Origin of the sequence: Rhizobium hidalgonense (genome assembly GCF_002914525.1) — a bacterium.
Lineage (GTDB): Bacteria > Pseudomonadota > Alphaproteobacteria > Rhizobiales > Rhizobiaceae > Rhizobium > Rhizobium hidalgonense.
In genome coordinates this window covers 76816-98459 of the sequence record NZ_LODW01000046.1, presented here as the reverse complement: position 1 = coordinate 98459, position 21644 = coordinate 76816, and the positions used below count along the sequence as shown (strand labels likewise).

At 59.9% G+C, this 21644-nt stretch carries 19 protein-coding genes; 11 read left to right on the top strand and 8 right to left on the bottom strand.

What is annotated here, in order from left to right:
• Positions 1-2: 2 nt before the first annotated feature.
• The 8 genes from ATY29_RS08640 to speB all read right to left on the bottom strand — a co-directional run bounded on the left by ATY29_RS08640 (position 3) and on the right by speB (position 9807).
• Positions 3-2462 carry an aminotransferase class III-fold pyridoxal phosphate-dependent enzyme gene (locus ATY29_RS08640; protein ID WP_097535957.1) on the bottom strand — a complete coding sequence of 820 codons (2460 nt, stop codon included), beginning with the start codon at positions 2460-2462 and terminating at the stop codon, positions 3-5.
• Positions 2463-2583: 121 nt separating this feature from the next.
• The gene (locus ATY29_RS08635; RefSeq protein ID WP_097535955.1) at positions 2584-3381 is read right to left on the bottom strand and encodes an ABC transporter permease; all 798 of its coding nucleotides are present in this window, start codon (positions 3379-3381) and stop codon (positions 2584-2586) included.
• A 2-nt stretch (positions 3382-3383) separates the two neighbouring features.
• Entirely contained in the window at positions 3384-4142 is a 759-nt protein-coding gene (locus ATY29_RS08630; protein WP_310856048.1) for an ABC transporter permease, read from the bottom strand.
• 137 nt (positions 4143-4279) lie between these two features.
• Positions 4280-5350, bottom strand: a complete 1071-nt coding sequence (locus ATY29_RS08625; RefSeq protein ID WP_165779410.1) for an ABC transporter ATP-binding protein — start codon at positions 5348-5350, stop codon at positions 4280-4282.
• Between the two features lie 24 nt (positions 5351-5374).
• Positions 5375-6478: a polyamine ABC transporter substrate-binding protein gene (locus tag ATY29_RS08620; protein ID WP_202973651.1), complete on the bottom strand. Its 1104-nt coding sequence runs from the start codon at positions 6476-6478 to the stop codon at positions 5375-5377.
• 172 nt (positions 6479-6650) lie between these two features.
• Positions 6651-7598: a LysR family transcriptional regulator gene (locus ATY29_RS08615; protein WP_202973650.1), complete on the bottom strand. Its 948-nt coding sequence runs from the start codon at positions 7596-7598 to the stop codon at positions 6651-6653.
• Positions 7599-7743: 145 nt separating this feature from the next.
• Positions 7744-8667 (bottom strand): LysR family transcriptional regulator, encoded by a 924-nt coding sequence (locus ATY29_RS08610; protein ID WP_097535951.1) that lies wholly within the window; start codon positions 8665-8667, stop codon positions 7744-7746.
• A gap of 93 nt (positions 8668-8760) precedes the next feature.
• Entirely contained in the window at positions 8761-9807 is a 1047-nt protein-coding gene (gene speB, locus ATY29_RS08605) for an agmatinase (protein ID WP_097535949.1), read from the bottom strand.
• Positions 9808-9961: 154 nt separating this feature from the next.
• Between speB and ATY29_RS08600 the strand changes: the two genes are divergently transcribed.
• The 11 genes from ATY29_RS08600 (at position 9962) to ATY29_RS08550 (ending at position 21622) form a co-directional block, all read left to right on the top strand.
• Positions 9962-11068 (top strand): ABC transporter substrate-binding protein, encoded by a 1107-nt coding sequence (locus ATY29_RS08600; RefSeq protein ID WP_097535947.1) that lies wholly within the window; start codon positions 9962-9964, stop codon positions 11066-11068.
• Between the two features lie 70 nt (positions 11069-11138).
• Positions 11139-12179 (top strand): ABC transporter ATP-binding protein, encoded by a 1041-nt coding sequence (locus tag ATY29_RS08595; RefSeq protein WP_097535945.1) that lies wholly within the window; start codon positions 11139-11141, stop codon positions 12177-12179.
• Between the two features lie 4 nt (positions 12180-12183).
• A complete protein-coding gene (locus tag ATY29_RS08590) occupies positions 12184-13035 on the top strand; it encodes an ABC transporter permease (protein ID WP_097535942.1) in 852 nt (283 codons plus the stop codon).
• Positions 13032-13829 (top strand): ABC transporter permease, encoded by a 798-nt coding sequence (locus ATY29_RS08585; RefSeq protein ID WP_097535939.1) that lies wholly within the window; start codon positions 13032-13034, stop codon positions 13827-13829. The genes ATY29_RS08590 and ATY29_RS08585 overlap by 4 nt, the downstream gene beginning before the upstream one ends.
• A complete protein-coding gene (locus ATY29_RS08580) occupies positions 13826-15214 on the top strand; it encodes an NAD(P)/FAD-dependent oxidoreductase (protein ID WP_097535937.1) in 1389 nt (462 codons plus the stop codon). Before ATY29_RS08585 ends, ATY29_RS08580 begins: the two co-directional genes overlap by 4 nt.
• Complete coding sequence (locus ATY29_RS08575) at positions 15214-16701, top strand: aldehyde dehydrogenase family protein (RefSeq protein WP_097535935.1); 1488 nt, start codon at positions 15214-15216, stop codon at positions 16699-16701. The genes ATY29_RS08580 and ATY29_RS08575 overlap by 1 nt, the downstream gene beginning before the upstream one ends.
• A gap of 58 nt (positions 16702-16759) precedes the next feature.
• Entirely contained in the window at positions 16760-18430 is a 1671-nt protein-coding gene (locus ATY29_RS08570) for an amidohydrolase (RefSeq protein ID WP_097535933.1), read from the top strand.
• A 98-nt stretch (positions 18431-18528) separates the two neighbouring features.
• Positions 18529-19200 carry a GntR family transcriptional regulator gene (locus ATY29_RS08565; RefSeq protein WP_097535931.1) on the top strand — a complete coding sequence of 224 codons (672 nt, stop codon included), beginning with the start codon at positions 18529-18531 and terminating at the stop codon, positions 19198-19200.
• A gap of 93 nt (positions 19201-19293) precedes the next feature.
• Positions 19294-20145 carry a transporter substrate-binding domain-containing protein gene (locus ATY29_RS08560; RefSeq protein WP_097535929.1) on the top strand — a complete coding sequence of 284 codons (852 nt, stop codon included), beginning with the start codon at positions 19294-19296 and terminating at the stop codon, positions 20143-20145.
• 74 nt (positions 20146-20219) lie between these two features.
• Positions 20220-20933, top strand: a complete 714-nt coding sequence (locus ATY29_RS08555) for an ABC transporter permease (protein ID WP_097535927.1) — start codon at positions 20220-20222, stop codon at positions 20931-20933.
• Entirely contained in the window at positions 20930-21622 is a 693-nt protein-coding gene (locus ATY29_RS08550; RefSeq protein ID WP_097535925.1) for an ABC transporter permease, read from the top strand. Before ATY29_RS08555 ends, ATY29_RS08550 begins: the two co-directional genes overlap by 4 nt.
• The last annotated feature ends 22 nt before the right edge of the window (positions 21623-21644 follow it).

The following is a 21644-nucleotide window of genomic DNA, read 5'->3' as shown; positions in this document are numbered from 1 at the left end:
CTTCAGCGAGTTTGAGGTGAATGGTGAGAGAGGTGACCGTTCCCTTGCTCAGACGTCTTCTGGCGAAGCTCGGCAGGCACCTCCGAGAGGGCGTTCTCCAGAGCTTCAAGGCACTTGGCGGCATCGGCTTCACTGAAGACAAGAGGTGGTCTGATCTTGATGATGTTGCCGAGCGGCCCGGTGGATGAGACGAGAACGCCGAGGGCCTTCATCCGCTCGCGAACCCAGCGGGCAGCCAGTTTTGCAGGCGCTGTCGTGATGCGATCCGTGACAAGCTCGACGCCGAGGAAAAGACCGCGTCCCTGGATATGGCCGACGAGCTCGTGCCGCTTCATGAGGTCATCGAGCCCTTCTTTCAAGACAGCCCCGATCTTTCGCGCGTTGCCCTGCAGATCCTCTCCCCAGAGCACATCGAGACACGCATTGCCCACGACCGCCGAGACCGTGTTGCCACCGAAGGTGTTGAAGTAGCCGCCCCTTGTTTGCAGGGCTGCGGCAATCTCGCGCCGGGTCACAAGGGCTGCAATCGGATGGCCGTTGCCCATGGGCTTGCCCATGGTGACGAAGTCCGGCTCCACGTCAAAGGCCTGGAAGCCCCACATGTGGGCTCCCGAGCGCCCGAAGCCCATCTGAACTTCGTCGGCGATCGTCAGCCCACCGTGACGCCTGACGTTGGCGTATGCCTGCGACAGATAATCCGGCGGGGGGACGAGCGCGCCGTTCGCGTCGAAAATGGAATCGATCAACAGGCCCGCCATCCCCTTGCCGTTGTCGACGAAGACGCGCGCTGCTTGATCGACATGGCCGGCATATTTCGAACCGGCGTCATTGTCGCCATATCTGTAGAGGCCTCGGTATAGGTTTGGTGGCGGCACAGTTTCCACCCAGTCGGGCCGGTCGCTGGCATCGTAGTCGATCAACGACAGCGGCGCACCGATCGAGGTGTTGCCGTGATAGCTGTTTTCGGTGACGACGATGCCTTCTTTGCCTGTTACCGCGCGCGCCATGCGCACGGCCAGGTCGTTTGCCTCCGAGCCGGTGCATACGAAGATCCAGGTATCTAGATGTGGCGGCAGCGTCGTGGACAGCCGCTCGCCAAGCCTGACGATCTCGCGGTGCAGGTAGCGCGAGTTCGTGTTGAGCGTACTCGCCTGCTGCATCAGGGCACCGACCACATAGGGATGGCAGTGTCCTAGATTTGCGACGTTGTTGTAGCAGTCTAGATATTCCTTGCCCGACGCGTCGTAAACCTTGGAGCCACGGCCACGTACTAGCTCAAGCGGTTCGTTGTAGAATGTATAAGTCTTGCCGAGCACGGATTCGCGGTCCTGCAGCAGAGACGGCATGGGGGCAGGCGGAATAGTTGCGACCGGCACGCTCACGGGCACGACTGACGGCAGAATTCCGGCGACAAAAGCAGCATCCGTCACCTGGGCAAAGCGTTCGATGGCGCCCATGTAGCAGCTTTGCAGGTTGTCGAGCGGCGTATCCAGGCCGGTGACCGACGACTGGTAGGCCACGATGCCGACCTGCAGCAGAAGGCGCGCGAGCACGAGCCGGCGCAGAACGGCAAGATCCTCCGCCTCCAGCGGCATGAAGAGCTGGTAACCCCGTGCAAGACAGGTCGCCGCGAGGACCTGGTCCGGTGTCCAGTGGATCAGCGAGGCGATCGCGACGGCCAGATCCTGCGCAATTGGTCCGTAAACCATGTCACCGAAATCGATGACACCTTGGACGCTGAAAACGGGGGCGAATTCCGCGAGAATGTTGGATTCGTGAAAGTCGTTGTAGATGACCTGTGCGCGAAGCTTCGGCAGGTGCTCCGATACCGCCTGAGCCAGATCTGGCAATAGCGCCAGAGCGACCGGCCTGATCCGTTCAGGCATATGGACCAGCAGCCGATCGAGCAGCAGGGGAGCGCTTTTCAGGTCCCACGGCATGCTCGTCGGCGCCCCTCGCCCGTGAAAACCCTGCAGCGCGCGCGCCAGGCGCCCGCTCATCGAGCCAAGCGTCACCAGCTCGGCGGCCTGCAGTGGGCGACCGGCCGCCTTGATCCGGTCGAGCAGGGTTTGCCCTGGCAGGAAGCTCAAAACCCTCAGAATGTGAATCCGACCATTCTCGTCGGTGATGCTTCCCATGGGCTCGCCTTGCAAGGTCCGCGTGACCCGCGGCACGGGCAAGCGCGCATCGATCGCCGCGACATGCTCGAGAGCTTCGATCTGGAATTCCAAGCTTTCCGTTGGTTCCTCGATCGACGCCACCTTGACGACGAACTGCTGTCCATCGTCGGTCACGAGGCGAAAATTCTGTTCCCGTTCCCCGCCCAAGCGACGCCATGTGCCAGTAAGGCCGTAAATGCTGGCAACTCTAGTCTGAACCAAAGCGAGGGGAAGGTCTGGCGCCGCAATGCTCGCAAGCAAGACATCGGTCGCCCCCTGTTTCGACTGTGATGGAATGTTCACCGATTTACCTCGTGATCTATTCAGAACGATCTCTCATGGAGGTCTTAAGACGGGCAGTGCGCTTCAGAAGCCTGCAAAATTCCCAGCGATGCCCATGTTCGCCCAGCAAACGGCATCGGCATCAATGCAAGCCCTCCCCCGCGCGTCTGGTGGTGAGTGCAACGATCAGAAGGCCCAACGCCACAATGCCGAGGATTATGGTCGATACTGCATTGATTTCGGGCGTGACCCCGAACTTGATCTGCGAGTAGATCTTCATTGGCAATGTCGATGCACCCGGCCCTGTCGTGAAGCTCGAAATGACGAGGTCGTCTAGCGATAAAGTGAAGGAAAGCAGCCACGCCGATGTCAGTGCCGGCAGGATGTTCGGCAGGGCGACCTTCAGAAAAGCCGTTGCTGGCGGGCAGCCGAGATCCCTCGCCGCTTCTTCCAATGACGGATCGAGCTCCGTCAGTCGCGACTGCAGAACGACCGCTGCAAAACACATGGTGAATGTCGCATGGGCTAGGATAATTGTCAGAGGACCGCGATTGATGCCGAGGGCCACGAACATCAGGAGCATCGACACGCCAAGCACCACTTCCGGCATGACCATGGGTGCCGCGAGCAGACCTGTGAAGAGCTGCCTGCCACGAAACCGCCGTATCCGCACAATGACAAGCGCGGCCAACAGGCCCAGCAGTGTAGCGATCGTCGCCGAGACCGCTGCTACGGTGAAACTCACCCGCGCCCCATCGAGCAGTGCCGCGTTTGAAAGGGCGGACGCGTACCACTGGGTCGAAAAGCCGCCCCACACGGTCACCAGCTTCGATTTGTTGAAGCTGAAGATTATGAGAATCATGATCGGCAGATAAAGGAAAGCCATGACGATGACGATCGACAGGCGATTGAACCGGCTCGGTCCGGTTGAGACTGTCATCCTCAGACTCTCCCTTTGGAAAGCTGCGATTGCAGCAGCGTGATCGGGATGACGAGAAGCAGCACCAACAGCACCGTAACCGCTGCGGCAACGGGCCAGTCCCGGTTGTTGAAGAACTCGATCCAGATCGTCCTCCCGATCATTTGCGTATCGGCGCCGCCGAGGAGGTCCGGCACCACGAACTCACCCACAACGGGGATGAAGACCAGTGCACATCCCGCCACCACACCCGACAAGCTCAGGGGAAAGGTGACACGCCAGAATGCGCCAAAGCGGCTGCATCCAAGGTCGCGCGCGGCCTCGAGAAGGGTGCGATCGGCACCTGCAAGGTTGGAGTAGATCGGCAAAACCATGAAGGGCAGATAGGTATAAACGATGCCGATATAGATCGCCGTCTGTGTGTTCATGATTTGCAGCGGATGATCGATCACGCCAACACTCTCCAATAGGACATTGAGCAGACCGTCATTGCTGAGAATGGCCATCCAGGCGTAGACGCGGATCAGCAGCGAACTCCAGAAAGGCACGATTACAAGGAAGACCAGGATCGAACGCCAAGGGGAGCGGCAGCGGGAGATGCCGTAGGCAAGCGGATAGGCGACAAGAAGCGTGACGATCGTGGAGATCAGCGCGATCTTCAGGCTGTTCAGGTAGGCCCTTGCGTAAAGCCCGTCGCGGAGGACGAATTCCAAATTTTCGAAGTTGAGCCTGATGGAAAGCTGGGCGCCCTCCCACGTAAAGAGCGGTTCATACGGAGGCATACCGACCCTTGTCGATGATAGCGCGATAGCCAGCACCAGAATGGTCGGCAGGAGGAACATAACCCCGAGCCAGAGGAATGGCGGGAGGATAAGCGTCCTCCGGTTCAGGCGCAAATTGGAGGGGGCGATCATTCGGATCACTCCCCGAGCAGATGAGCGGCGTCATCCGGCCACCGTGCGACAACGGCGTCCCCAACGGCGAAATCGTCGCCGCTGCCGACGTTGACCTTGAGCGCGTCGAGTGTCGCGTTCGTCGCGAGCCTCAGGCGATAGCGTCGCTGAGCGCCGGTATAGGTGATGTCCTCGACCACGCCGGGAATGCCCTCGCCGCTGCGGAAGAGTTCAACCCTTTCCGGTCGCACTGAGAGCCAGAGCGGACCGTCCGGCGAAACGCCCGCAGGCAGCCTCGCGCCAAATTGCCCATCGAAGCACGCCAGCGTGAGCCTTGCCTGTCCGGCCTCCGCGCGAGCGCTCGCAACGTCGAAGAGATTGGCCTCGCCCAGAAACTTCGCCACATAGCGGGAGACAGGGGCTTCATACACCGTCTCCGGCGAGCCAACCTGAAGCACGCGGCCCGACTCCATGATCGCGATGCGCGAGGACACGGTCATTGCCTCATGCTGGTCATGCGTCACGATGACGAAGGTGAGGCCCAGTTCCTTCTGCAAGCGCACGAGTTCGTCCTGGGTCTCGCTGCGGAGATTCTTGTCTAGTGCGCCCAACGGCTCGTCCAGCAGAAGCACTTTCGGGCGCTTGACCAGAGCACGCGCCAGGGCCACGCGTTGCTTCTGGCCTCCCGAAAGCTGCGAGGGTTTCCTGTCCAACAAGGGCTTCAACTGCAGCTTCTGGGTGACGTCCGCCAGGCGACTGTCGATTTCGGATCTCGGCAGGCGCTCCTGAACCAAACCGAATCCGATGTTCTTTGCCACGGTGAGATGCGGAAAGAGGGCATAGGACTGAAACATCATGTTCGTCGGCCGCTTTTCCGCTGGCAGCATGGTGACATCGGATTGGTCGAGCAGCACGCGCCCTGACGTGGGACTCTCGAAACCCGCGATCATCCTGAGCAGTGTCGATTTCCCGCAACCGGAGGGCCCCAGAAGCGAAAAGAACTCGCCCTTGCCTATGTCAAGCGACACGCCGTTGACGGCAACGAAGCCGCCAAACGACTTGCTCAAGCTAGTAACCGTCAAATAGGACTGCTGCACTTTCACCGCTCCCAAATATTACGCTCAGTTGCCGGCGCGGAAGGTGGTCCAGACCCGGGTCCGCTCCCTGGTTTGACGCGGAGGCAGGGAGCGATCGCTAAAGAGCTTCGCCCGGACGTTGTCAGAGGGGTAGATATTGGGGTCGGTGGTGATCGCGGGATCCACGAGCGGCGTGGCCTTGGCATTCGCACTGGCGAGGAAGACGGTGTTGCTGATATCAGCGATCACCTTGGGATCGAGGATGTAATCGATAAACTGCAGCGCCTGCTCGACATTGGCTGCATCGGCGGGAATGGCCAGCGTATCGAACGAGACGAGCGTTCCTTCCTTCGGCAGCGAATAGCGGACGTCCTGACCGGTATTGGCTTCCTTGGCGCGAGCGGCCGCGATCCCCACGTCACCGCTCCACATGATTGCCACACAGAGTTGGCCGGACGCCATGTCGGCGATCAGCTTGCCGCTCTGCATATGCCTTATGTTCGGCCGCAGCGCCATCAGCAGATCCTGGGCCTTTTGCAGATCTTCTTCCTTGGCGGAATAGGGATCGAGGCCGAGATAGTTCAGCGCGATCGGGATGACTTCATTCGGCGCGTCCACGATGCCTATACCGCAATCCGCGAACTTGGCAGCAATCTTCGGATCGAACACCATTGCCAGGCTATCGACAGGCGCGTCGGCGAGCCTCTGCTCGATCATGGCGCGATTATAGCCGATCCCCGTCGTCAGCCACATATACGGGACGAGATGACTATTGCCAGGGTCGTGCTCGCCGAGCAGTTTGAGAAGCTCTGGATCCAGGTTGCCGTAGTTTTTGAGTTTGCTCTTGTCGATCGGCTGCAATGCGCCGGAGGCAATCAGCCGCTCTCCGACGGTTGAGCTTGGAAACACGACATCAAATCCACTGCCGCCGGCCAGAAGCCGTGTCTCAAGTATTTCGAGGGAATCGTAAAAATCAACCCGGGTATCGATGCCGGACTTCTTCACGAAGTTGTTGATCGTGTCCGGCGCGAAATAATCGGAGAAATTGTAGATAAATAACTGCTGCGCATATGCACCGGCAGTCGAAAAGAGCAGCAGCGAACCTGCTGCCGCGAGTGTACTCAGAGTCTGATACAGCGATCTTTTCACGGAACCCTCCCGACAAAATATCTTCAGACGATTTGAGATGGTCTGATGTTCGATCGCTATCCGTTTAAAGTATAATTCGGGCACCTTTGTTCGTAATTTCGCGAAGTGAAAGACCGGGATTCTTCAACCATGTTCATGAGGAAGACTGCGCCACGTATCACAGGGGATTGATCTATGCGGCTCGGACCATCGCCTTGTTCGTCGCGCTCTTAATGACATCGACAAAGGTCCTCACGATCGGCCGGCTTTGCCAGTCCTCGAGCGTCGCGACCTGAAACTTCGCCTTGTAGGAAAACAGGTTCGGGCGGATCAGTCGCATCCGGCCGGCCCGGACGAACTGGGCCGCATAGTGCTCGGGTAGATAGCCGAGATAGCAGCCCGAGAGGATCAGGAAAGCCTCGGCCTCCATGCTAGACACCGTCGCGTGCGGACTGCTTATCGCAAAAATCTTGATGTCCCGCGCGGCCCAGTAGTTGCGCCCGATAATCCGGTGTGTCCGCGCCTCCTCGATGTCGATGTTCTCGTCCGGCATGGAAAACAGAGGGTGACCCACGCCGCAGTAGAAATTCTGCACTTCGTCGTAAAGATCGATATAGGCGAGCCCCAGTGCCATGCGCGGGAAACTGCCGACGACGAGGTCGAGCTTTCGCGATACGACGTCGCGCAGCAGCTCGCCCGGCGACTTGGCCTCAATGGTGAGGTGGAGCGCCGGCGCGACGTCAGTGAGTTTGGCAATCGTTGCCACCAGCGGCGACTGCGGGTCCGTAATGGTATTGTCGACGAGACCGATGGCGAGGTTGCCGCTGAGGTTGGATCGCAACCCCGAGACCTTGCGGCCGAACTGGTCCAGGGAGCTGAAAAGCCGCTGGCATTCCTCAAAAATCAGACGTCCGCTGTCAGTGAGTTGGAAGCCGCTCCGCCCCCGCTTGCAGAGCGTCACGCCCAACCTCTCCTCAAGCGCCGTTATCTTGCCCGATATCGTAGATAGGGAGAGGTTCAGTTCGGCCTGGGCCGCAGACAGACCGCCGGCCTCCACGACCCTGATGAAGATGCGAATGAGGCGGATGTCGGCGTTGTCTACCGAAATCTGGTTACGCGCGTTGCCTTCGCATTTCAGCATCTGCAGCCTCCTTCATCGCCCCGCGCGATCAATACGCGGCCGTGGACTGGTCGCTGTGGCGCCCATGCTCAGCCCGCTTGGGCGCTAAGCTAGATCGACAGCGGCGATATCAAGAATACCAATCGAAGAACTAATACATTGAGGTTTACAAATGTAATTCGTGCGCTTTCACGATCGCATCAGCCACATACCCGACATTGGCGGCTTGCTCTCCCGCGCGTGTGGCGAGTTCGATGTCGGCGAAATAATCCTCTTTAGATACGGGAAGTCTGCGCAGGCGACCCTGCTCCTCGAACACGCTCGCATAGTGTACCGGAAGGACACCGATAAATGCGCCTGACAGCACCATCAACGTCTCGGCCTCGATGTCGAAGGCTACGCTGTTGAAAACAGAATTGGCGAAGCGGTGACCTCTGCTACCGTTCCAATAGCCGCGGTGAACCCAGGGATAGGCGTAGCAATCGGGACTGGTGATAGTGTCGTGAGCGACGTGGAAGAGGGGGTGAACGGCCCCGCAAAAAGCGGCATGTTCCTCGCGGTATAGGTTGCGGTAAACGAGGCCTGCGACTTTAATGCTGGAGCCGCCTATCCCAATATCAACTTCGTTTTCAGCGACCGCCCTCGTAATGTTGTTCGGCCGCATGATCTTCAGGTTGAGCTCAATTTCCGGCGCTACCCGAGAGACCTCCGCGATCGCCTCGCAGATCTTCAGACGCGGATCGGTCGCCATGCAGTCGACGATACCAACACTCACCCTTCCTGACAGGGCGCTTCGAAGGCCGGAGAGACGCGCCGAGCTCGCGTCCAGCATTCCGGTCAGCTCGAGACTGATATCGTAGACGCGACGTCCTTCTTCCGTCAGGGAAAACCCGCGACGTCCGCGTCCGCACAGCTTGACGCCAATGCGTTGTTCGAGCGCCGTGAGATGATTGGAGATGGTGGGCTGACTGAGCGAAAGCTCCATTTGTGCGGCAGATATGCCGCCGTTGCGAACGACGCTTTCGAATACCCGTAGCAAGTGAAGGTCGGATCCTGATATTTTCATTACGGTAGATTGCACCAAACGCATGGGATCGCAAACTCCCCGACCGCGGACGCGCGGGCACTCAGAGCAGCGAGTGGCGGCTTCATATGATTTGAACTTGCGACTGCGTCGCCGCGGCTACACCCCCTGAGCGCCATTGACCATGAGGCACATGATCGTGTGCAAGACCTGAGCGGCTATCTGTGCCGTGTTGGTCGTTGAGTCATACTGCGGCGCGACCTCGACCACGTCCCCACCAATGATGTTGAGCCCATTCAGGCCGCGCAGGATCTGCAGCACTTCGCGCGGCTGCAGGCCACCCACCTCTGGGGTCCCCGTACCCGGAGCGAAGCCCGGATCCACACTGTCGATATCGAACGAGACATAGGTGGGGCCGTTGCCGACTATCTCGCGTGCTCTTTCTATCAGGCGGGGCAGGCTTGCCTCGCCCACTTCCTCGGCGTGGATCACGGTCATGCCGCTCTCATAGGAGAACTCCCAGAGATATTCGGCTGGGCCACGAATGCCGATCTGGATCGTACGGCGCGGGTCCAGCACCCCGTCCAGAACGGCCAGGCGAAACGGCCCTCCATGCTGGAACTTGGTTCCCTCGTAAGGCCCGGCGGTATCGCAATGGGCGTCGATGTGAATGAGACCGACCGGCTCCTTTTCACCGAGCGCCTTGAGGATCGACGACGTGATGGAATGATCGCCGCCCACGCTGAGAGGCCGCACGCCCGCAGCAACAACGCGACGATAGAAGGCCTCAATATCCTTATGGCACTGGGCGAGATCGAAGCGGCTGAGCAATGGCACGTCACCGATATCGGCGACTTTGGCTTTGCTCATCGGAGACGTACGCAGGACATGGTCATAGGGGCCTATGCGCTCGATTGTGCGCAGGGCGCGCGGACCAAAGCGCGTTCCGTTGCGATTAGTCACGCCCAGATCCATGGGCACGCCGACCAGCGCGATATCCAGTCCGCCAAAATCGGCAGTATCCTGGGCCTCTGGCAAACTACGGGCGTCAAGGAGTGTCGGAATGCCGGCGAACGGCCATTTACGCTTGTCGCCACCGCTAAATTGCGACTGGGCAACCTCCCGAAAATGCGGGTCGAAAATGTCACCGCCGGAGGCGTTTCCATACTTGCCTCGAAGTGCGTCGAGATGCGCTTGGTCTACCATTTCTGAGATCTCCCATGAACATGGCGACCTTAATAGGAGGAAGCATAGAAGTAGTTCGGATTTTATCGAAGTGATTGCGCGGATATTGTAATGTATTTACGCCGCGTGATCGGTGACCATCTCCGCTAATCAATACGAAAAGCAGGGGAACGTCATGTCTATTGAAAACATCGCAAAGGGATCCGTCGGGCGACGTGGCGTGCTGAAGGGGTTGTCAGGTCTCGGTCTGGCGCCTCTCGTCACCGGTTTCCCCAATATCGTACGGGCGCAGGAAAAAAAGCTGCGCGTCGGCCTTTACGGTGGTTATTTCCAGGATACGTTCGACGCAGAGATCTTTCCGGATTTTACGGCGGCTACCGGCATTCAAATTGAAAGCGTGGGTGAGCCCACCGGCGAGGTCTGGCTGATCCAGCTTGAGCAGGCAGCCAAAGCGGGCAAGTCGCCGGTTGATATTTCGATGATGGCGGGCGTTCCCGTCATCCGGGGTGCGTATTCAGGGCTTTGGGCACCACTCGACCCGAAGAAGATTCCGAACATTAAATACATCAAGCCGGCTCTGGTCCGCCAGAATAGCAAGGGCGAGATCATCGCGATCGGTGCCACGAGCTGGTATGTCACGCTGGTTTCCAACACCGACGTCTACCCGAAAGCCCCAACGTCCTGGAAGGACATTTGGGACCCGAGATACAAGGACAGCTTGGGGCTTTTGGCCAATGTCGGTAATTCCTACCTCCTTGAAGTGGCCGCTAAGGTCTATTTTGGCGGTATCAAGCATCTCGACACCGACGATGGTATCCGGGAAGCCTGCGCCAAGGTCGGCGAACTCAAGCCGAATGTCCGCCTCTGGTATCGCGACGAGGCCCAGTTCGAACAGGCGCTGAAGTCAGGCGAGATCCCCATGGGCCAGTATTTCCATGATGTCACGAGATTGGCCGTGCGGGACGGCTTCCCCGTTCGATCAACCATGCCCGTCGAAGGCGGCATCTACGATTACGGCACGTGGGCGGTCACGAAGGCTGCGGCTTCCTCGCTCGATCTCGCCTATGTCTACATGGACTACATGTCGCAGCCCTCGACCCAGGCGAAGCTCGCCCGTAAGCTCGGCAGCGCGCCGGTGGTCGAACGGTCAACGATGGATCTAACGGACGAGGAATTCGATTCCGTCTCCTCCAACATCGATCCGGTAAGGCCGCATTACGAAATGCAGGCTCTCAAGACGGAATTCATCAATCAGGTCTGGACAGAGATGCAGCAGGGCTGACCCCCCGCTGCATTCCCGCGAGCAACCTTAAAGCAGGCGACGGTTTGGCGCGCCCTGCCGGAGGAACGACATGTCCGGACTTGCTATCCGCAAAATCAACAAGGCCTATGGGCCCATTACCGCCTTGAGCAACATTTCCCTCGATGTGGAGAATGGGAAATTCCTGTGCCTTCTGGGGCCATCCGGCTGCGGAAAATCCACACTGCTCCGGATCATCGCGGGCCTAGAGGATGCGACGAACGGACAGATCCTTCTCGACGGGCGTGACATCACGAACGTGCCCGCGCACATGCGCGATTTCGGTATGGTGTTCCAGTCGCTTGCGCTCTTTCCCCATCTCTCTGTTGGTGAGAACATCGCCTTCGCCCTGCGCATTCGCGGGGCGTCGAAGGATGTCCAGAAGGCCGAGGTGCAAAGGCTTCTTGCTCTCGTTCACCTGCCGGGCGTGGCCGACCGGTCCATCACGCAACTTTCAGGTGGCCAGCGCCAGCGTGTAGCAATCGCCCGCGCCCTGGCACTCAAACCCAAACTGTTCCTCCTCGACGAGCCAATGTCGGCGCTTGATGCCAAGCTGCGCGAGGCGATGCAGGTCGAGCTCAAGCGCCTGCAGCAGGAACTCGGCATTACGACCTTTCTGGTCACGCATGACCAGAAGGAGGCGATGACGACCGCCGACCTGGTGGTGCTGATGTCCGGCGGCGTAATCCAGCAAGTCGCTCCGCCGCTTGAGATATACCGCAACCCGGCTAACGCCTTCGTGGCGGATTTCATCGGTGCGGCAAACCTGATCGGGGGCCGTGTCGTGTCGCCCGGGCGGGTCAGCGTCCCCGGCGGCACCGTCACCATCAGCGATGCGCCGGCGTCGGGCGCCTTCACCTTCTCTGTCCGCCCGGAAGATCTGGCACTTCACGACGAGGCCAACGACAGCAGCTTCTTCGGCCATATTGCCTTCGCGCGCCACCTAGGGTCCGGGATCGAGGTCAACGTTGCCGTCGAGGGCATGGAAAAGGACGTTGTTGTCGCCCTCCCCTCTCGGCACGAGAGCGGTCTGGCAGTGGGTCGGCCCGTCCACGTTCGTGTCAACGGCGCCACCTGCGTTGTTCTGAGGTGATCCGATGAACGCTTCAAGTCCGAGAACAATTGCAGGCTATCTACCGATCATCTTACCAGCAGTGCTTTTGGTCGTGTTCTTTGTGGTGCCCTTCGGCACGATGGTCCTGACGTCGTGTCATGAGAATTCAAGCTTTGGCGCCTCTGAAACCACGTTGACGCTTGCGAACTACCAGCGCCTGCTCAGTCCCTTCTTCATGGGTTTGCTCCTAGCGACCTTCGGCCTGGCCTTCGGCGTAGCCGCCATCGCGATCGTCATCGCCTTTCCCTTCTCCTACCTGTTGGTCAATGCGCCGCGGGCAACGCAGATCTGCTGGCTGATCTTCCTGCTTTCAATCCTGTCGCTGTCGGAATCGATTACCGGTTTTGCCTGGTCGACACTTTTGTCGCGCACGGCGGGGATCAGCAATTTTCTCGTCTTCATCGGGTTCATCGATAAGCCGGCCTCCTATACGCCAGGCCTCGCGGCGCTCGTGGCGGGCGTCGTCTACACTGCTTTCCCCTATGCCGTTCTCGTGCTCTATCCGATCCTGTCGCGAGTCGATCCGCATATCGAGGAAGCCGCACGAACGCTCGGCATGTCGCCACTTGGGACCTTCTTCGGCGTCGTGCTGCCCATGCAGCGCAACACCATTGTCACGACCTTTCTCATGCTGCTCGTCTTCACGCTCGGTACCTATCTGATGCCCCAGATCCTGGGCCGTCCCCAGCACTGGACCTTGTCGGTCGTCATCAGCGACCAGGCGCTTGTGCAGTCGAATATCCCCTTCGCCGCAGCGCTTGCAGTGTTCCTGGTGATCGTGACGTTTCTGATCGTGATCACCGTCGTGCAATTCGGTCGCAAGGAGCGCGCATGATAAGCCAGGTCTCCCTTCGCCGCATTGCCTTCAGCCTGCTCGGCATCATAATGGCAGCGCCACTGCTCGTCGTGTTCGGCGTCTCCGTCAACGAGAAGAAGTCGCTGACCTTCCCGCCGCAGGGGTTCAATCTGGGCTGGTATGGAGATCTCTTCCGTTCGTCCGACTGGTCAGACGCCGTACTCAACAGCGCGATCATCGCGGCATCCTCCGCCGCCTTCGCCGTCGTGATCGCCTTTCCGATCGCCTGGTTCAACTGGCGCTACCGGCTGGGCTGGGTAAAGGTCGTCACCACGATCGGCCTCGCTCCGTTTCTTCTGCCGCCGGTGATCACGGCGCTTGGCTTCCTGTCCTTTTGGACCCAAGCCGGCCTCTATGGGCAATATTTTACCGTCATCGTCAGTCACGGCATCTTTCTCGTGTCCCTGCCGCTCGTCTCCCTGACGCTTGGTTTCAGCACCCTCGACGCAAGCCTGCCGGAAGCCGCCGCGACCATGGGTGCCGACAACCGCGTAATTCTGCGCACCGTCGTCTTTCCCTTGGTTCGGCCCTACCTGATCTCCGGCTTCGCCTTCGCCTTTGTCGTCTCCCTGAACGAATATCTGATTGCCTACATGACGGTCGGTGCCGTTCTGGAGACATTGCCGATGCGGATCTTCAACTCGCTCCGCTACGGCTACACGCCCGTTATGGCTTCCGCCTCGATCTTCTTCGTCATCCTGACTATCGTCATCTTCTCGCTGGTTGCGCGTTTTGGGGACCTCCCGAAATTGCTGGGAGCACACACAAAATGACTGCAATTCCTAAGGCACTGGCCGATGCGACGCTCTATCCCTTCTGGCTCGACAACCCGCTCGCTCCCGATAGCGAAAGACACCTCGTGGGGCGTACCGATGCGGACCTTGCCATTGTCGGCGGCGGCTTCACCGGACTCTGGGCCGCCATTCTGGCCAAACAGGCGAATCCGAACCGGGATGTCATCATTATTGAGGCCGGCAAGGTCGGCCACGGTGCTTCCGGGAGACCGGGTGGTATCGTTTCCACCTCGGTGATGCATGGACTCTCCAACGCAAGCCGCATCTTTCCCAAAGATCTGCCAGCGCTCGAGCGACTTGGCAAGGACAACCTCGATGGCTGGACCAAGACGATCCGGGATCATGCGATCGATGCGGATTTGGAATGGTCGGGCGAGATGACGGTGGCCGTAGGCCCCTCGGGTATGAGCAAATTGCGCGAAGAGTTCGATCTCGCCAAGCGTTACGGCCACGACGTGGTTCTGATGGATCGCGAGGAAACGCGAGCGGAACTCGCTTCGCCGCTGTTCGAAGGCGCCATGTGGTCGAGAGAGCGCAGCGGAATTGTGCATCCGGCGAAGCTAGCCTGGGGGCTGAAGCGAACGGCGCTTAATCTGGGCGTGCGCATCTATGAGCACACGCCGATGACCGTTGTGGAAGACAATGGCACAATGTTGACCATCGTCACGCATGACGGCCAGATCAAATCTCCGAAGGTCCTCTTTGCTACCAACGCCTGGAATGCAGGCCACAAGAACATCAAGACGCGCATCGTGTCGGCACGAGACCGCGTTCTGGCGACCGAGCCGCTGACAGAAGAGCAACTCTCGAGGCTTGGCTGGAAGAATCGCCAAGGCGTCTACGACACTCGAACGCAGCTGAATTATATGCGGCTGACGCGCGACAACCGGATTATCTTCGGGGGTCGCGTGGGCTACTTCTTCAATAACAACCCGGACCCAGCGGACGATCGCAAGATCGAGACCTATGACCGGCTCGCGGGCAACTTCTTTACCACTTTCCCCCAACTCGCAGACATCAAGTTCACCCATGCCTGGTCTGGTCCGATCGACCTCACCATGCGCCTTGCCGTGCATTTTCAGCGATATTATGGAGGCAAAGCCATCTATGCAGGGGGCTATTCCGGTTTTGGCGTCACGGCAACGCGCTTTGGCGCGTCCATCGGACTTGACATTCTGGACGGGAAATCGGGTCCTGATCTAGACCTCGATTTTGCCAGGACTTTACCGAACTGGATCCCCCCAGAACCCTTCCGCTGGATCGGCGCGAAACTGACGATGCATGCACTCGACGAGGTCGACCAGAAGGGCGGATGGCGCAAACACTGGATAAACATGGTCCATAAAATGGGGTTCCCGCTGTAATGACGACATTCTCCCTTCCGCTCAATCTGTACATCCCCTCTGCTCTTCTTGACCGTCGGGAAAGCGTGTTGATCGACGGCCGCTGGCATGCCGGGCATGGTGCAGCGTCCATTCTATCCGTCGATCCATCCACCAGCGAAACCTTTGCGAGCTTCATACCGGCCTCCGTTGAGCAGGTGGCGGAGGCGAGCGAGGCGGCTGCGCGGGCCTTCGATGACTGGAGGCGGACGAGCGGTCGCGAGCGGTCCGGCTTTCTGCGCGCGATCGCCAAGGGACTGAAGGAACGGAAGTCCCACCTTGTCGCCCTGCAGGTACTCAACAACGGAAAGCCGCGATACGAGGCTGAAATCGATGTCGACGATGCGAGCGCGACGTTTGAATACTATGCCGGCCTCGCCGAACATCTGGACGCCCAGCAGGGCCAGCCCGTAGAGTTGGCAGAGGGTGCGTTAACGGGCGCCACCCACTTCGAGCCGATCGGACCGGTCGGCCTGATCGTCGCCTGGAACTTTCCGATGGTAACGACAGCATGGAAGCTGGCGCCGGCGCTGGCGGCAGGCTGCACCGCCGTCCTGAAACCTTCGGAATTCACAACGCTGGCGGAATTGGTCTATGGCGATCTGGCCGCGCAGGTCGGCCTTCCGGCCGGTGTGTTGAACATCGTTCCGGGTGGTGGCGATGTCGGCGCGGCATTGTGCGCCGACAAACGCATCCGGAAGATTTCCTTCACCGGGTCGAACGCAACCGGCGGTCGGGTCATGACGGCCGCAGCTCAGCGCGTTGTTCCCGTGTCCCTCGAACTTGGTGGAAAATCCCCCATCATTGTCCTCGGTGATGCGGATATTTCCCAGGCGGTTGAGATTGCTGCTGCCGGGATTTTCTTCAATTGCGGCCAGATGTGCTCGGCAACCTCCCGTCTCCTCGTCGCTGACACGATCGCCGACGACTTCACGGAGGCCCTTGTTGCTAAGGCCAACCAGCTTCTGGTGGCCGGCCACGATAATCCGAACGCTGAAATGGGGCCGCTCACGACTGCGGAGCAATACCGCAAGGTGAAGGCGGTTCTGGAAAGAGCACGTGTTGACGGCCTGGATTGCGTCGCAGGCGGAAACCCCGCTCGCGATCGACAGGGGTTCTTCGTTGAACCGTCGATCTACCGCAACGTCCCGACGGATCATCCGATGTGGCGCGAAGAGATCTTCGGGCCAGTGCTCGCGATTCGTAGTTTCAGTAGCACCGACGAGGCGGTCGCCCTGGCGAATGACACCGATTTCGGACTGGCCGCCAGCGTCGTCGGAACCGACGGCGAGGCGGCGGCTGCAGTGGCGCGCCGCCTCGACGCCGGCCATGTCTGGGTAAACACGTCCCAGATGATCTTCCCCAACACCGCCTGGGGTGGCTTCAAAGCGAGCGGCATCGGTCGTGAACTCGGCCCCTGGGGGCTCGCGGCCTATCGCGGCATTAAACATATTACCCGCGCGGCTTGAGCGCCCGTTGGCGATCAAGACGGTGTCGATCCTTCGCATGCCCTCGAGAGGAAACAGCATGACCGCTTCAGCAGAGATGATTATCACCAATGGCCGGGTTCTCTCCATGAACCCGGACCAACCCGAGGCAGAAGCGATCGCGATCGCCGGCGGCCGTATTCTGGCCGTGGGCAGCGGAAGCGAGATTTCCGCCTATCGCACCTCAGCAACGCATATGATCGATGCAGGCGGTGCCACGATCACGCCCGGCATGAACGAAAGCCATATCCACTTGTTCGGCGGATCGAGCGAACTCGACCAGCTCTCGCTGTTCAACGTCAGGGGGTATGACGCCATGAAGGCTTCGATATTGGCTTACGCATTATTGAAGCCGGCCGAGCCCCTGCTGCTCGCCAACGGGTGCGACTACACTATTCTCTCCGAGAATCGCGATGTGGACCGCCACGTTCTCGACTCGATTTTGGCGGACCGACCGCTGGCTGTGATGGCGCCGGACCACCACACGATCTGGGCAAACACGGTCGCATTGACAAAGGCGGGCATTCTGGAGGGCCGCACCCTTCCACCCGGCAATGAGATCGTGATGGGCAAGGACGGCCTTGCGACAGGTGAGCTACGCGAACATTATGCCTTCGACGACGTCATCGCCCTCGGCGCCAATGGCGGTCGCGATCTGCTGGGCCTTAGCACTGGCGGCGAACCCGACCCGGCGCCGAGCCCTGCGGACCGAGCTTACGACCGCGCTCTTCTGGAGCGTGGACTTCAGCACCTTGCGGCCCACGGGATCACCAGCTTCCAGAACATGGATGGCAATCGCTACCAGCTGGAGCTGCTGTCGGAAATCCAGGCCGAGGGCGGACTGATCTGCAGGGGACGCATTCCGTTCCATTATACCGGTGGTGACATCGTCACCCAGATGGACAAGGCCGCGCACATGCAGGCCGACTTCAAGGGCGAGTGGCTGAATTCTGGGACCGTCAAGATGTTCATGGATGGTGTTCTCGATTCCTACACGGCCGTCATGTACGACGATTATGCCGATCGGCCGGGTTGGAAGGGTGAGCCGCGTTTCGACCAGGCCACTTTCGACGACGTCTGTATCGAGGCGGACAAGCGCGGCCTGCAGCTCGCGGTCCATGCCATTGGAGATGGCGCGGTCGCCAAGACGATCGACGGATACGCTGCGACGCAGGCGAGCAATGGAAAGCGCGACAGCCGCCACCGGATCGAGCATATCGAGGTGGTGCGCGCTCCCGATCTCACCCGCATGGCAGATCTCAAGATCGTCGCTTCCATGCAGCCCACTGTTCCACCCGGGCAGATGGGCCTGCCGCTCGAACCGACGCTGTCGCGCATCGGCCGCGAGAATTGGGCGCGCTCCTACGCTTGGCGTGCCATCAGGGACTCCGGAATCGACCTGATCCTCTCGACAGATTGGCCGGTCTCTCCGGTGTCGCCGATGCTGTCGATGCATTCGGCCATGACCCGTAAGCCCTGGACCGAGGACCAGCCGGACAACCGGCTGACACTCATGGAGGTGCTGGATGCCTATACGGTCCGGGGCGCCTATACCGAATTCGCCGAGAGCTGGAAAGGCCAGCTGAAACCGGGTTTCGTCGCCGACGTCGTCGTCTGGGACCACGACCTTCAGGCCATTGAGCCCGACGAGATGGCCAACGTTGCGCCGCGCTACACCATCTGCGGAGGGCAGATCACCTATGCAGCGTGAGCCAACAACACTCGCCTGCCCTGAAATCACCGTTTGAGAAGCTTGACGAAGGGGGACGCTCATGATTGGATAAGTGGATACAAAAAGCCAGGTCTTTGATGTCTTCTTCTGTCGCCTCATTTGGGAAGCATGCCTCCACTGCCGAGGAAGAGGCCTATCTGCATATCCAGCGAGCTCTTCGCCTTGGCCGCTACAAGCCCGGCGAACGCTTGATCCCCGAGGATATTGCGGCTGAGATCGGCATGAGCCGGATGCCGGTGCGTGAGGCATTTCGACGCCTCGCGTCAGAGGGGCTCGTGGTTCTGCGTCCCAATCGAGGCTGCATTGTCGCAGGTCTTACGGTCGATGAGCTCTATGAGATCTTCGAAATGCGTTCCGTGCTGGAAGGGCTTGCCGTCCGGTTGGCAATCCCGCGGATCGACGAGGAAGAACTCGAGGAACTCGATCGCCTTCTTGAGCGCATGGAACGCGCGGGGAACAGCGGCGGCAGCGACTGGGTGGCGCGCCATCAGGAATTTCACGGCCGCATCTGCGCGCTGAGCCGGAGACCCAAGCTCATCCACCAGATTTCGGCGCTACATGCGGTGATCGAACCCTATATGCGCATCTGGTTCGACTACGTCGAAAAGCCTGTGTCGGCGCGAGAAGAACATGCCGCTGTGATTGCGGCCTTACGTTCCGGCGATGCGCGCCATGCAGAACTGGTGATGCAGGATCATATTCTCGGCACGGCACCGATGCTTGCCGAGTTCGTGACTCCGAGCCGGTGATCAACACCGGCCGGACAGGAATGCCTCGAACCGGCGACAGACCGGATGCAGGCGACGGGAACAGCTAGATCAGCCAATGAAAAGGGGAACCACATGAAAATTCATCGCCTGGCCGCGGTCGCGGCCGTACTCGGTATGCTCGGCTTTGGCCAGCCCACGTTGGCGCAGGACGCGCCGAAGGCCATAACAATTGCGACCGAGGGCGCTTATGCGCCATGGAACTTCACGAATGCCGACGGCAAGCTCGACGGTTTGGAGATCGACCTCGCCAACGATCTCTGCGCACGGATGAAAGTCGAGTGCACGATCATCGCGCAGGATTGGGATGGCCTCATCCCGTCGCTGAAGGTCGGCAAATTCGACGTCATCATGGCCGGGATGTTCATTACGAAGAAGCGGCTGGAAACCATCGACTTTACGCAACCTTATGCCGTCGATCCCGGTAGTTTCGCCGTCGCGAAGGACAGCGACCTGGGCAAACTGGGTCTTTCCGGCGAGAAGTTCAATCTGGACGACGAGGCTGCATCCATGGCCGCAATCGAGAAGCTGAAACCGCTGCTGAAGGGCAAGGTTGTCGGCGTCCAGGCGGCAACGGCAATGCTTGAATTCGTGAAGAAATATTTCGGCGACACGGTGGAGATCCGTGAATACAAGACCACCGAGCAGCATGACCTCGATCTGGCGGCCGGCCGCATCGACGCGCTGTTCGCGCAGCAAACGGCGCTTGCGACAACGCTCGCAAAGCCCGAATTCGCCGATTACACCGTCGCGGGCCCGGGTTTCGTGGGTGGCTTGTTCGGCCTCGGAACCGGCGCCGGTCTGCGCAAGGAAGACACCAAGCTCAAGGACATGCTGAACAAAGCCATCGACGAGGCGATCGCCGACGGCACCATCAAGCGCATCTCGGAGAAGTGGGTGAAGACGGATGTAACGCCGGTTAAGTAGGCGCGGGCGGACCTGCCCGGCAGATCGGCGCGAGCCGTTGCGCCGGGCAGCGCGCTGAAAGGCTTTTGAATCACATGACCTATATCTTGCATTTCCTCGGCTTCGGACAGGGCGGCTGGGGCGCCGCCCTGCTTGTCGCATCCGGTGTCACGCTTGCCCTATCCGTTCTCGGCTTTCTCCTTGGTGCCGTATTCGGCGCGCTCTCCGCGGGCGGCAGGCTATCGCGGCGTCTTGTTCCGGCGGGACTTGCCAAGGCCTATGGCACCGTGTTCCGGGGGATTCCCGATCTGCTGACGATCTATCTGCTTTACTACGGTGGCAGCATCGCCCTCACGCAGATTGGCAAGTTCTTTGGCAGCGCCGGCTTCGTCGGCCTGCCCACCTTTGCGACAGGCGTCCTGGCGATTGGCATCATATCCGGCGCCTATCAGGGAGAGGTCTATCGCGGCGCCTACCAGGCTGTGGATCTCGGCCAGTTCGACGCCTGCAAGGCGCTTGGCCTGTCCGGGTTTCAATCGCTGCGCCTCGTCGTCGTGCCGCAGTTGATGCGTCATGCCCTGCCGGGGCTCGGCAATGTCTGGCAGTTGGTGCTGAAGGACTCGGCCTTGATCTCGGTGATCGGACTGGTCGAGCTGATGCGCCAGGCGCAGATCGGCGCAGGTTCGACGCGAGAGCCGTTCATCTTCTATATTGCGGCGGCCGGGCTCTATTTCGTCATCGCCGTCGTGACCGCCTCGGTCTTCCGCTATGGCGAGGCCCGGGCTTGGCGGGGCATGGTCCACGCATGATCGACCTCGCGTTCTTTCTTGAAATCATCCCTGCCCTGCTCGCCGGCCTGCCGCTTACTCTGCAGCTTGCCGCGTCCTCGATCAGCATCGGCTTCATCATGGCGCTGCTGTTGGCGCTTGCCCAGCAAGGCAATCACCGGTTCGTGGTTTGGCCCATCCGCGCCTTCGTCGCGGTCTTTCGCGGCACGCCTCTGCTGGTGCAGATCTTCCTCATCTATTATGGCCTCGGCCAGTTTCGGCCAACGCTCCAGGCGATCGGGCTCTGGTGGCTGTTCCGCGAGCCCTATTGGTGCGCCATCATTGCGCTCAGCCTCAATACAGCCGCCTATGGAAGCGAGATCCTGCGCGGCGCGATACAGGGTGTGCCGCGCGGCCTTGTCGAGGCTGCTACAGCATCCGGCATGTCGCGGTACCTCACGTTGCGTCTCGTCGTCCTGCCGTTGGCCCTGCGCCAGGCGATCCCGAGCTACAGCAACGAGATCATCCTGATGGTCAAGGGGACGTCGCTTGCATCGATTATTACGCTCGTGGAAGTCACCGGCATCGCCCAAGGGCTGATTTCGCAGACCTATCGTGCCGTCGAGGTCTTCGTCACAGCCGGCGCCATCTATCTCACCCTCAACTTTACAATCATCTCGGCGCTCAATGCGCTCGAAGCCTGGCTTACGCCTTACCGGGCGCGGGTCTGAGTCATACCAACAATGGCAAGGA